The 12,200-nt window shown below is 71.2% G+C and carries 10 protein-coding genes; 4 read left to right on the top strand and 6 right to left on the bottom strand.

Going from position 1 to position 12,200, the window contains the following annotated elements; genetic code table 11:
• A complete protein-coding gene (locus ACFSKW_RS42685) occupies nt 1–1,125 on the top strand; it encodes a hypothetical protein (RefSeq protein WP_379580057.1) in 1,125 nt (374 codons plus the stop codon).
• Between the two features lie 139 nt (nt 1,126–1,264).
• Here the strand turns inward: ACFSKW_RS42685 and ACFSKW_RS42690 are convergent, their stop codons facing one another.
• The 4 genes from ACFSKW_RS42690 to ACFSKW_RS42705 all read right to left on the bottom strand — a co-directional run bounded on the left by ACFSKW_RS42690 (nt 1,265) and on the right by ACFSKW_RS42705 (nt 5,827).
• Nucleotides 1,265–1,507 (bottom strand): hypothetical protein, encoded by a 243-nt coding sequence (locus tag ACFSKW_RS42690; RefSeq protein WP_379580058.1) that lies wholly within the window; start codon nt 1,505–1,507, stop codon nt 1,265–1,267.
• Nucleotides 1,508–1,674: 167 nt separating this feature from the next.
• Entirely contained in the window at nt 1,675–3,375 is a 1,701-nt protein-coding gene (locus ACFSKW_RS42695) for a glycerol-3-phosphate dehydrogenase/oxidase (protein ID WP_379580060.1), read from the bottom strand.
• Nucleotides 3,376–3,441: 66 nt separating this feature from the next.
• The gene (glpK, locus tag ACFSKW_RS42700; RefSeq protein WP_379580062.1) at nt 3,442–4,959 is read right to left on the bottom strand and encodes a glycerol kinase GlpK; all 1,518 of its coding nucleotides are present in this window, start codon (nt 4,957–4,959) and stop codon (nt 3,442–3,444) included.
• Between the two features lie 37 nt (nt 4,960–4,996).
• A complete protein-coding gene (locus tag ACFSKW_RS42705; protein WP_379580064.1) occupies nt 4,997–5,827 on the bottom strand; it encodes an MIP/aquaporin family protein in 831 nt (276 codons plus the stop codon).
• A gap of 305 nt (nt 5,828–6,132) precedes the next feature.
• Between ACFSKW_RS42705 and ACFSKW_RS42710 the strand changes: the two genes are divergently transcribed.
• The 3 genes from ACFSKW_RS42710 to ACFSKW_RS42720 all read left to right on the top strand — a co-directional run bounded on the left by ACFSKW_RS42710 (nt 6,133) and on the right by ACFSKW_RS42720 (nt 8,870).
• The gene (locus ACFSKW_RS42710) at nt 6,133–6,900 is read left to right on the top strand and encodes an IclR family transcriptional regulator (RefSeq protein ID WP_379580066.1); all 768 of its coding nucleotides are present in this window, start codon (nt 6,133–6,135) and stop codon (nt 6,898–6,900) included.
• 34 nt (nt 6,901–6,934) lie between these two features.
• Nucleotides 6,935–8,443: a glycerol kinase GlpK gene (glpK, locus tag ACFSKW_RS42715; RefSeq protein WP_379580067.1), complete on the top strand. Its 1,509-nt coding sequence runs from the start codon at nt 6,935–6,937 to the stop codon at nt 8,441–8,443.
• 130 nt (nt 8,444–8,573) lie between these two features.
• Nucleotides 8,574–8,870 (top strand): hypothetical protein, encoded by a 297-nt coding sequence (locus ACFSKW_RS42720; RefSeq protein ID WP_379580068.1) that lies wholly within the window; start codon nt 8,574–8,576, stop codon nt 8,868–8,870.
• A 47-nt stretch (nt 8,871–8,917) separates the two neighbouring features.
• On the opposite strand, the gene ACFSKW_RS42725 is transcribed toward ACFSKW_RS42720, so the two are convergent.
• Both ACFSKW_RS42725 and ACFSKW_RS42730 read right to left on the bottom strand, forming a co-directional pair.
• Nucleotides 8,918–10,234 (bottom strand): MATE family efflux transporter, encoded by a 1,317-nt coding sequence (locus ACFSKW_RS42725; protein ID WP_379580070.1) that lies wholly within the window; start codon nt 10,232–10,234, stop codon nt 8,918–8,920.
• 130 nt (nt 10,235–10,364) lie between these two features.
• Nucleotides 10,365–11,981 (bottom strand): alpha/beta fold hydrolase, encoded by a 1,617-nt coding sequence (locus tag ACFSKW_RS42730; RefSeq protein WP_379580072.1) that lies wholly within the window; start codon nt 11,979–11,981, stop codon nt 10,365–10,367.
• Nucleotides 11,982–12,200: the final 219 nt, after the last annotated feature.

Below are 12,200 nucleotides of genomic sequence, written 5' to 3' on the forward strand. Positions count from 1 at the left end.
ATGGCGGTGAAGCCCGCGCCCTCCGATCCAGGCCCCCGCTCTCCTGACAGCGGGAACGGCGCCCGGCACGGCACCGGAAGCGACGCCCTCACCGACCCCGAGCCCGACACCGGAAGCGACCCCGAGCCCGACACCGGGCGCAACACCGGGAGCGACACCGAACCCGGCACCGGGCGCGGCGCCGAACCTCCGGCCGTGCCCGGCGAGCAGGAGCCGAGCCCGCTGGAGCGCAGGATCACCACGTTCGCCCAGGTCGTCGGCCTGGGCGCGGTCCCGCCCAGCATCGCGGTCGGCCTGCTCTTCTACTTCGGCTACGTCGCGAGCCGCCGCCGCTTCGTCCAGTTCGGCATCGACCTGGACATGCTGGACCTGTCCACCCAGGCCGTCCTGCTGTACGGGTCCGAGGCGCTGTGGCTTCCGCTGGTGGCCCTGTTCCTTGCGACGCTGCTGGGCATCTGGGGCCATGTCGAGCTTGGCCGGCTGATCCGGCGCAGCCGTACCGACCCTGGCACGAAGGGCACCGCGCTGACCTGGAGCGGGGCCGTGCTCCTCGTGGCCGGGCTGCTCGTCCTGGGACGCGGCGTCGCGGGCCTGGTCGTCGTCGAGCTCGCCTACGACGAGGCACCGGGCACGACACCGCTCGCGCTCGCCGTGGGCGTGCTGGTGACCGCGTACGGAAGGTGGCTGATCACCTGGCGCCGCACGAACAGGCCACGCGTCGCCGAACGGGCGGCCGCGGTGGCCGTCCTGTCGGTCGCCGTCGCCGCCCTGTTCTGGGCGAGCGGCAGCTACGCGGCGACGTACGGCAGGAGCCGAGCCGCCGACACCGTCAACGACCTGCCGTACAGGGCCGAGATCATCCTGGACACCACCGAACGCCTCTACCTCGACCAGGGCTTCCCCGGGGTGACAGAGACCATCCTGCCGGCCAGGAAGGGCGACAAGTTCGCCTACCGTTACCGAGGGCTACGCCTGCTCACCGAGTCGGCCGGCCGCCTCTACCTCATCCCGGCGGCCTGGCCGAGGGGCGCGGGCTGGCCGCGTGTCTGGCGGGGCGGTGGCACCCTCGTCGTTCCCAACAACGACACCGTCCGCCTGCGCCTGCTTCCCTTCGCCGGCCCCTAGACCGACCGTGCGATGCCGCCCTTGCGGTCCGCCGGGCCTTCGGAGCGTCCTCCGGCGGCACCGGTTCGCGCCCGGTTCCGGGGCGTAGGTCTGGGCCGCCGGGGCCGTGGACCGGGACGTCCGAAGGAGGGCCCGGTCGTCACGCGACCACGAAGGGGCCCGGTTCCGAGCGGTGCCGGGCGAGGACCAGGCCGACGGCGACGGATTGGGCGGGAGGCCGGGCCACGAACAGGCTCCTGTTCCGATCCTGGCGGGCCACCCGGATGGCGCGGCGCGGCGGTACGGCGGCCACAGCGCGGTCATGGGGCCGGGTGAACAGCCATGTCAGCAGCAGTCCGGCCAGGGCCAGGACCGCGTCGATCAGCAGGATGAGCGTGAGCATCTTCATCTCCTTCGCGGACGCCGCGGTGAGCGGTCCCGGGCCGTCCGCGACTTCAGCAGGGCCGAGGCCGGTACCGCGGCCGCCGGGCAGGTGCCGAGGAACGTGTCCCCGGCCGTCGGGCGCGTGGTGGCGGGAGTCGCCTCGCCACCACGCGCACGCCGCGACCGTCATGGGGAGAGCGCGGAAAGGTCGGGGACGTCGAGCCTGGCGGTGTCGGCGGCCTGGTCGTCCAGCTGCCGTTCGGCGGCGTGCTGGGCCGCGACGTGGAGCCGGTGGTGCTCCGTCTCGCGCCACACGTCCTCGGCGTCCCAGCCGAGCAGGGGCGCCATGAGCGCGGCCACCTCGGGGGCGGCGGCCAGCCCCCTGTCCTTCTCCTCGGTCGCGATGCGGGTACGGCGGCCCAGGACGTCGTCGAGGTGCCTGGCGCCCTCGTGCGAGACGGCGTAGACCACCTCGACCTTGAGACAGTCCCTGGTCCCCGGCACGCGCTCGCCGAGCGCCGGGTCGGCGGCGACCATCTCGAGCAGTTCCTCGGTGAGCGAGCCGTACCTGCGCAGCAGCCGCTCGGTCGCGGCCAGGCCGACGCCGTAGCGGTGGGCCAGGTGCCGCCGGCCGTTCCACATCGTCTCGAACCCCACGGCGCCGAGGATCGGCAGCCGGTCGGTGACGGAGGCCGGCACGGCGCCGTCGAGCTCCCGCACCGCCATGTCGATGGCGTCCTTGGCCATGACCCGGTACGTGGTGTACTTGCCGCCGGCGACGGTCACCAGTCCAGGCGCGGGGCGGGCGACGGCGTGCTCGCGTGACAGGGCGGCGGTGTTGGCGGCGTCCTTGGCGGGCAGGGGGCGCAGTCCCGCGTACACGCCTTCGATGTCGTCGCGGCTCAGCGGTGTGGACAGTACCGCGTTGACCTGGTCGAGCAGGTAGTCGATGTCGGCGCCGCTGGCGGCGGGGTTCGCCTTGTCCAGGCGCCACGCGGTGTCGGTGGTGCCGATGATCCAGTGGCGTCCCCAGGGGATGACGAACAGCACGCTCTTCTCGGTGGGCATGATCAGTCCGGTGTCGAGGCGGATGCGCTCGCGCCGGACGAGGATGTGGACGCCCTTGGACGCCTGCACGGTGGGCCGGTCGCCCGCGCCGGCCATCTGGCGCGTCTCGTCCGTCCAGACGCCGGTCGCGTTGACCACCTGGCGGGCACGGACGAGGATCTCGTCGCCGCTCTCCAGGTCGCGCACGCGCGCCCCGGTCACGCGGGCGCCGTCGCGGAGCAGGTCGGTGACGCGCGCCCTGGTCGTGACGGCCGCGCCGTACTGCGCGGCGGTGCGCGCGAGCATCATGGCGAAGCGCGCGTCGTCCACCTTCGCGTCGAAGTACTGCACGGCGCCGACCAGGGACTCCGGGCGCAGGGCCGGGGCGACGGCGAGCGCCTTCCTCCGGCTCATGTGGCGGTGGCGGGGCATGGTGCGGGCGCCACCGAGGACGTCGTACAGGGCCAGACCCGCGCCGACGTACAGCCGCTCGGCGACCCTGTGCCGCAACGGGAACATGAACGGCACCGGTCGCACCAGGTGGGGGGCGAGCCGGGTCAGCAGCAGGCCGCGCTCCTTGAGCGCCTCCCTTACCAGCCGGAAGTCCAGCTGCTGGAGGTATCGCAGGCCGCCGTGGACCAGCCTGCTCGACCGGCTGGAGGTGCCGGCCGCCCAGTCGTCGGCCTCCACCAGCGCGACCGTGAGGCCGCGGGAGACCGCGTCGAGCGCCGCTCCGGCCCCGACCACCCCGCCGCCGATGACCAGCACGTCGAACTCGGTCTCGCGCATTCTTCGCAGCGTGGTGGCGCGGTGGGCCGGGCCAAGCGGTACAGACGTCATTGCAGAACTCCTTGCGTCGATCAGAGGTGAGGATCCGCGGGGCCCGCGGCCCCGCGGATCCGCGAGTCAGTCCAGCTCGACCCAGTCGAGGGTGCGGGAGACGGCCTTCTTCCAGCTGGAGTAGCCGCGGGATCGCTGCGCGTCCGACCACTCGGGGTACCAGCGCCGCGCCTCGTTCCAGTTGCGCTTGAGCTCGTCGGTCGACTGCCAGAAGCCGACTGCCAGACCCGCGGCGTACGCGGCGCCGAGTGCGGTCGTCTCGGACACGACCGGCTTGGACACCGGGACGCCGAGGATGTCGGCCTGCATCTGCATGCACAGGCTGTTGGCGGTGACGCCGCCGTCCACTCTCAGGACGTCGAGGGCGACGCCGGAGTCCTGCCGCATCGCCTCGACGACGTCGCGGCTCTGGTAGCAGATCGACTCGAGGGTGGCGCGGGCCACGTGGCCGTTGTTGTTGTAGCGGGACAGGCCGACGATGGCTCCGCGGGCGTCGGAGCGCCAGTACGGGGCGAACAGGCCGGAGAAGGCGGGCACGAAGTACACGCCGCCGTTGTCGTCGACCTGCGCCGCGAGGGCCTCGCTCTGCTCGGCGCCGGAGATGATGCCGAGCTGGTCGCGCAGCCACTGCACCGCCGAGCCTGTGACGGCGATCGAGCCTTCCAGCGCGTACACCGGCTTCTCGTTCCCGAACTGGTAGCAGACGGTGGTCAGCAGGCCGTGCTTCGACCTGACCAGCTCGTGGCCGGTGTTGAGCAGCAGGAAGTTGCCGGTGCCGTAGGTGTTCTTGGCCTCGCCGGGCGAGAAGCAGACCTGGCCGACGGTGGCCGCCTGCTGGTCGCCCAGGTCGCCGGAGAGCGGGACCTCGCCGCCGAGCGGCCCGCCGGCCCTGGTCACGCCGTACAGCTCGGGGTGGGACGAGGGCCGGATCGCGGGCAGCATCCGGCGGGGGATGCCGAAGAACGACAGCAGCTCGTCGTCCCAGTCCAGCGTCTCGAGATCCATGAGCATGGTGCGGCTGGCGTTGGTCGGGTCCGTGACGTGCACTCCCCCGTCGGGACCGCCGGTGAGCTGCCACAGCAGCCACGTGTCGGTGTTGCCGAAGAGGGCGTCTCCGGCCTCGGCCGCCGCGCGCACCCCGTCGACGTTCTCGAGGATCCACTGGATCTTGCCGCCGGAGAAGTAGGTCGCGGGGGGCAGGCCCGCCTTGCGGCGGATGACGTCGCCCCTGCCGTCCTGGTCCAGTGCGGACGCGATCCGGTCGGTCCTGGTGTCCTGCCAGACGATGGCGTTGTAGTACGGCCGGCCCGTGACCCTGTTCCACACCACGGTGGTCTCGCGCTGGTTGGTGATGCCCAGCGCGGCCAGGTCGGAGGCGACGAGGTTCGCCTTGTTCATGGCGGTCTCGATCACCGCCCTGGTGCGCTCCCAGATCTCGGTCGGGTTGTGCTCGACCCATCCGGCCTGCGGAAGGATCTGCTGGTGCTCCAGCTGGTGCCGGGCGATCTCGTTCCCGTCGTGATCGAAGATCATGAAGCGGGTGCTCGTCGTACCCTGGTCGACGGCTCCGACGAAGTCGGCCATGACGATCGTGCCTCCTTGAGCGGGTTGGGGGGAATTTTCAGACGGCTTCGTAGGCGGCGGCCTTCGCCGGTGCCTGGACGGGCTCGGGCTCCTCCAGCGGCGGCAGGAAGCGGCTCACGACGACCTGGTAGAGCCCGGCGCCGATCAGCCCGCCGATGACGGGGGCCACGATCGGCACCCAGAAGTAGAGCGCGCCGTACTGGTCGTGGAAGGCCGTTTCGTAGCCGGTGAGGAACGAGGCCAGGCGGGGGCCGAAGTCGCGGGCGGGGTTGATGGCGTAGCCAGCGTTCGTGCCCCAGGCCATGCCGATCGCGACGACGAGCAGGCCGACGACGAAGGGCGCGAGGTTCGCGGCGGGTGAGGAGTTGCGCAGGTCGGTGATGGCGAGGATGAGGAACAGCAGGATGGCCGTGCCGATGATCTGGTCGCGGAAGGCGCCCCAGGTGTGGATGGGCAGCGTCCCGTTGCCGGGCAGCGTCGAGAAGACGCCCTGGGTCTTGATGGTGAAGCCGGGGTCGACCTTCGCCAGCACCTCGGCGTAGTTGAACCGGACGATCAGGGCGGCCACGAAGGCGCCCGCGGTCTGCGCCAGCGAGTAGGGCAGGACCTTGCGCCACGAGAAGCCCTTGAAGACCGCCAGGGCGACCGTGACGGCCGGGTTGAGATGCGCGCCGCTGACGCGGGCCGCGACGTAGACGCCGAGCGTGACGCCCAGGCCCCACGCCCACGCGATGCTGTCGTGGTCTCCAATGCCCGCGGCGGCGACCTGGGCCACCACGCCCACCCCGAAGAGGATCAGGATCAGGGTGCCCGCGAACTCGGCCGCCAGCTCGCCGAGCAGCCCGTGGGCCTTGAGTCGTTCCGCCATGTCTTTCTCCTTCAGTGCCGTGCTCCCGTCCGTCCCTGGCCGGAAGCAGACCGTCGCCATGAGGACGTTCTCCCAGGTGGTGTGACCGGCCTCACGGTTGCCGAGGACGCTAGGTGAGAGAAATGGACGGGTCAACGGCAGGGTGCCGACATTGTCGAACACTGGCCAGCGATGACACTCCGAGTTAGAGTCCGGGAACTATGAGCCAGCCCACGGAAGTCCGGCTTTGTAGGCGAATGCGAAGATTGTCCCCTCGTGTGCGCCGACATTGTCGAACGCATGCCGACAGCATTACGATTGAGCACATGCCAGGTCCAGTTCAGTCCATCGAGCGGGCGGCGGCCATCCTGCGTCTCATCGCGCGCAGTTCGGGCCGGCTCGGCGTCGGCGAGATCGCCACCGCGCTGGGTCTGGCCAGGGGCACCACGCACGGCCTGCTGCGCACCCTGCACGGGGTCGGGTTCGTGGAGCAGGACGAGGCGTCGGGCAAGTACCAGCTCGGAGCGGCCCTGCTGCACCTGGGCACCAGCTACCTCGACGTGAACGAGCTGCGATCGCGCGCCATCAACTGGGCCGACGCGCTGGCCGCCAGGAGCGGGGAGGCCGTCCGCATCGGCACGCTCCTCGACGGCCAGATCCTCATCGTGCACCACGTCTTCCGGCCCGACGACACGCTCCAGACGCTCGACGTCGGCGCGCTGCTGCCGCTGCATTGCACGGCGCTCGGCAAGGTCCTGCTGGCCTACGACGTCAGCGCCGCAGGAGGCCTCGGCGACGGGCCGCTGGAGGCGTTCACCCGGCGGACGATCGTCCTGCCCAAGGCGCTGGCCCGCACCGTCGCGGCGGTCCGCGAGGTGGGCTGGGCGGTCGAGGTCGAGGAGATGACGATCGGAGAGGCCGGCATCGCCGCGCCCATCCGCGGTCACGGAGGGCTCGTCGTCGGCGCCATCGGGATCTCCGGGCCCGTCGAACGCGTCTGCGACACCAAGGGTCAGCCGAACGCCTCCCTCGTGACGTTCGTGCGCGACGCCGCGCGCGCGGTCTCCAGGGACCTCGGCGCATCCCGCTGGTAAGCAAGATCATTCATATATGCCGAGGTAGGATGCCATGGTCATGCGCTATGTGTTGTCCATCGATCAGGGCACGACATCGACGCGGTGCATCGTTTTCGACCAACGAGGACGCCTGGTGTCGGTGGCGCAGCGTGAACATCGTCAGTACTTCCCTCGCCCTGGCTGGGTCGAGCACGACGCCGTCCAGATCTGGCGCAACCTGGAGCGCATCGCGCCCGAAGCACTCTCCCAGGCGGGTATCGGCCTGGACCAGGTGGCGGCGATCGGCATCGCCAACCAGCGCGAGACCACCCTCCTGTGGGACCGGCACACCGGCGAGCCGATCGGGCGGGCCATCGTGTGGCAGGACACCCGCACCGACGCCCTGGTGGACGAGTTCGCCGCCCGGCCCGACGCGTCGATGGTGCAGAAACGCTGCGGCCTTCCGCTTGCCACCTACTTCTCCGCCCCCCGCATCCGCTGGCTGCTCGACCGCACCCCTGGACTGCGCGAGCGCGCCGAGCGGGGCGACGTGCTGTTCGGGACGATGGAGACCTGGCTCATCTGGAACCTCACCGGCGGCCCCGAGGGCGGCCTGCACGTCACCGACGTCACCAACGCCAGCCGTACCCTGCTCATGGACCTCGCCTCGCTGGCCTGGGACCCCGACCTGCTCGACTTCTTCGGCGTCCCGCGGGCGATGCTGCCGCAGATCAGACCCTCGACCGAGACGTACGGCCTGGCCAGCCGCGTGCTGCCCGGCGTGCGCATCGGCGCCGCGCTCGGCGACCAGCAGGCGGCGCTGTTCGGCCAGACCTGCTTCGCGCCCGGCGACGCCAAGTGCACCTACGGCACCGGCAGCTTCCTGCTGCTCAACACCGGCCACGAGCCCGTCCGCTCCAGCCACGGGCTGCTCACCACCGTCGGCTACCAGGTGGGCGACGAGCCCGCTGTGTACGCGCTGGAAGGGCCGATCGCCATCACCGGGGCCCTCGTGCAGTGGTTCCGCGACGGGCTCGGCCTGATCAACAGCGCCCCCGAGATCGAGACGCTCGCACGGAGCGTCGACGACAACGGCGGGTGCTACATCGTCCCCGCGTTCGCCGGGCTGTTCGCGCCGCACTGGCGCAGCGAGGCGCGCGGCGTCATCGTCGGCCTGACCTCCTACATCACCAAGGGCCACCTCGCCAGGGCCGTACTGGAGGCCACGGCGTGGCAGACGCGCGAGGTCGTCGACGCCATGAACGCCGACTCCGGGCTCGCGCTGCGCACGCTCAAGGTCGACGGCGGCATGACCGCCGACAACCTCCTCATGCAGTACGTCGCCGACGTCCTGGACGTGCCCGTCGTGCGTCCCATGGTGGCCGAGACCGTCTCGCTCGGAGCGGCGTACGCGGCAGGGCTGGCGGTCGGCTACTGGGCGGACTTGGAGGGGCTGCGCCAGAACTGGTACCGGGCCGCCCAGTGGCTGCCCAGCATGGAGCCCGAACGCCGCGCCACGGAGTACGACAACTGGCACCGGGCGGTGGAGCGGACGTTCGGCTGGATGAAGTCGGCCGACTGACCGCGAACGGTCCGGCCCCGGAGAGGGGACCGGACCGTCGGCACGACGCTTCCGGATCGGAACGTTCCGACCCTAGAATCCTGCGACGAGCTGATCATGCTCTCTCCCTCGTCCCTGTGTTCAAGGAACCATGAGAACCGTCTTCGCAGTGACCGTCGCCGCCGCTTCCCTGCTGCTGGCCACGCTTCCCCCCGCCGCCTCCGCGAGTTCCACCGCGCGGCCTTACTGCAACGAGAAGCATCCGCCCAAGAATCGCTACTACTACAAGCACAAGAACCACTGGGACTGCGTCGGCGAGCACCTCACCTGCTCCAAGGAGCAGCGCGGGGCCTACGGCTACTCGATGAACCACGCTCCGCACAGTCGCAAGCTCAGATGCGTCTTCTGGACGGACGCCTACCGCTGGAAGCCGGTCCGGACGAGTTAGACGGCCCGCCCGCCTTGAAACCCGAGCCCTGCGCTGTCGGTCGGGGGTTAGCGGACGGCGCCGAGGACCACCCAGCGGCCGGACCGCAGCCTGGCCAGCACCGTGATCATCCGGACCAGCAGGAAGACCGACAACCCGGACCAGATCCCGACCAGGCCCCAGTGGAAGCTCAGCGACGCCCACACCACCGGCAGGAACCCCAGCACCGCCGCGCACATCGTCGCGCTGCGCAGGTAGGCCGCGTCCCCTGCGCCGAGCAGCACGCCGTCCAGCGTGAACACCACGCCGCCGATCGGTTGCAGCGCGACGAAGAACCACCACGCGTGGGGCATCTCGGCCAGCACCGCCGCGTCGGTGGTGAAGGCGTGGGGCAGGATCCCGGCCAGCGCCGCGAACAGCACGCCGAGCAGTCCCCCGAAGACCAGCCCGCAGCCGGTCACCTGCCAGGCCAGCCGGCGCGCCCGCACCCCGTCGCGCGCGCCGAGCGCGGCCCCGACCAGAGCCTGGGCGGCGACGGCCAGCGCGTCGAGCACGAAGGCCAGGAACATCCACAGCTGGAACACCACCTGGTGCGCGCCGACCACCGCGGCGGAGGTGTGGGCGGCCACCGCGGTCGCGGACACCCAGCACGCCTGGAAGGCCAGGCCGAGCAGCACCAGGTCGCGCGCGAGGCCGAGCTGGGCACGCATCGCGGCAGGGACCGGCGCGAGCGGTACGCCCTCGGCCACCAGCGCCCGCACGAACAGGCTCGCGGAGATCGACTGCGCGACCACGTTCGCGACCGCCGAGCCGTTGAGGCCCCAGCCGAGCCCGTGCACCAGCACCGGGCACAGCACCGCGGAGATCCCGTTGCCGACGAGCACGTAGCGCAGCGGGCGCCGCATGTCCCGCACACCGCGCATCCACCCGTTGCCTGCCATGGTGATCAGGATCATCGGGGCGCCGAGCAGCGCGATCCGCAGCCAGCCCTCCGCGGCGGCGGCGACCTGGTCGTCACCGGCGAGAAGGCCGGCGACGGGCGCGGCGAGCAGCTGCCCGGCCACGAGCAGCACCAGCCCCACGATCGCGCCGAGCCAGGTGGCCTGCACGCCCTCGGCCACGGCATCGGCCCTGCGGCCCGCGCCGTCCAGCCGGGCGGCGCGCGCGGTGGTGCCGAAGGACAGGAACGTCATCTGGGTGGCGATCTGCGCCAGCACGATCGCGCCGACCGAGAGGGCCGCGAGCGGCACCGCGCCGAGGTGGCCGACCACGGCCGTGTCGACGAGCAGGTACAGCGGCTCGGCGGCCAGGACGCCGAGCGCTGGAACGGCGAGCGCGAGTAGTTGACGCAGCGGGGACCCCGCCCGGTCGACCTGCTCGACCATGCACTCCTCCGTAAGGTGCTCAGCCGATTTTCACTCCTGACATCCGAACCTTAGCTGTAAGGAGCTCTGGGGGCCAGTGCCACTTACCGAGGGGTCGACGGCCGGAGCGCCCGTCAGCGCCGGTCTGGCCTCAGCGGGACGTCCTGGACGTACCCGCGGACGCCGGGCCCGGCTCGGGGCGGGACAGGGTCGCGACCGGGCCGCCCCAGTGGAGCCGGCTCGACGGCCACGTCGGGGACTGCCGCTTCGCCATGGTCGCGGCCAGGGCGACGGAGCAGCGGGTGCCGAGAGCGGGCACGACCAGCGAGATCAGGTACTCGTCGAAGTGCCGCGTGCTGCACTCGTCCTTGCCGTAGATACGGTGCCCCCAGCCCTCGTATGTGAGCAGCACCGCCTTGGGACCGAGTTGGCGAGCCGCGTTGGCGGCCCAGATGTACGGCGTGGAGGGATCGTGCATCGAGTTCCCGAGCAGCAGCGGCGCGCTTCCCCGGTAGCGCAGGGGGTGCTGCGGATTGGTGGTGGGGTGGTTGAGGCAGATGGGCACGTCCTCGATCGGCATCGGGTTGTAGCGCATGTCGGGGGCGAGGCGGGCGGAGCTGCGCATGAGCGCGGCGTACTCCCTGTAGGTGCGCACCCGCAGGTTGTAGTCCTGGCAGAGGACCGCGGTCGGCAGCTGCGCGAGCTCTCCCGGTACCGGCTCCCGGCCGGGCGGCGGAGGCAGGTCCGACGGCGGCGGCCCGCCGGCCAGGGCCATGAGCATCTCGGTCAGCAGGTGCCAGTTGGGCCCCTGGTTGCCCAGCACGCCCTGGTAGATGAGCTGCAGCTCGGTCATCGGGCGGTCCTTGACGCCCGGGTAGTACAGCTCGCCGCGCCGTACCTTCGCGAGCAGCCCCTCCCAGAGCGCGCGGATGTCACGCCCGTGCAGGGCGCAACTGCTGTCGGCCTCGCACCAGGCGACGTACTGGTCGAACCCGTCCTCGGCGGCGGCGCTCTCGGTGTCGAGGAACGCCTTGACGCCGAGGCTGTGGTCCATGTTGCTGTCGAGGGCCAGGGCCCGGATCCGGTGCGGGAACAGCTCGGCGTACATCTGCCCGATCAGCGTGCCGTACGAGAGCCCGTAGTAGGTGAGCTTCTCCTCGCCGAGGGCGGCGCGGATGGCGTCCAGGTCGCGCGCGACGTTGATCGAGTCGACGTGGTCGTAGAGGGGACCGGTGCGGGCCCGGCAGTCCTGACGCAGCTTCCTGCTGTAGGCGTTCCAGGTGTCGAAGTCGGCCTGGCTCGCGATGACGGGGTAGGGCATCTGGTTGTACACGGACGCCGAGCAGACCACCGGGTGGCTGCGAGCCACGCCCCGGGGATCGAAGCCGACGATGTCGAATCGCCGCTGGATCTCCTCGGTGAAGAACCCGGGGGCGCCGTAGGCGGCCTCCACGCCCGACCCGCCCGGACCGCCCGGGTTGACCAGCAGGGATCCGATGCGGGCCGCGGGATCGGTGGCCTTACGGCGGGCGATGGCGAGGTCGATGGTGGGTCCGTCCGGATCGGACCAGTCGATCGGTACGGCCAGCTTGCCGCACTCGGCGGCGGGCTCCTCCTCGCAGGGCGCCCAGGTGATGCCGCCCTTCCCGGCCTCCGCCGCGGCTCCGTCTCCGGCGACAGGCCCGGCGTCCGCGCCGGCAGTCGAAGCGGGTAACAGCGCCGCCATCACCGCGAAGGCGGCGGCGAGCAGAGAAGATCTTCTTCGCACGTTGCTCCAATCGTCGATCGGCCGGCCCGCTCACGCGGCGCGCGGCTTGATCTTGATCATTCCCGGTCGGAGGCACACGTCGGGTGAGAATGGACATTTCCGACTGCGACCGGTTTCGCTGACGAGCAGAAGAAGCTCAGATCTTGCACTAATGGGCGCCCGCTGAGGCGCAGGTGAGGCGTCCAGCTCAGGCGGCCTCGGGAAGACTCAGGTGGGCTC

Source organism: Nonomuraea mangrovi, assembly GCF_042681425.1.
Classification (GTDB): Bacteria; Actinomycetota; Actinomycetes; order Streptosporangiales; family Streptosporangiaceae; genus Nonomuraea; species Nonomuraea mangrovi.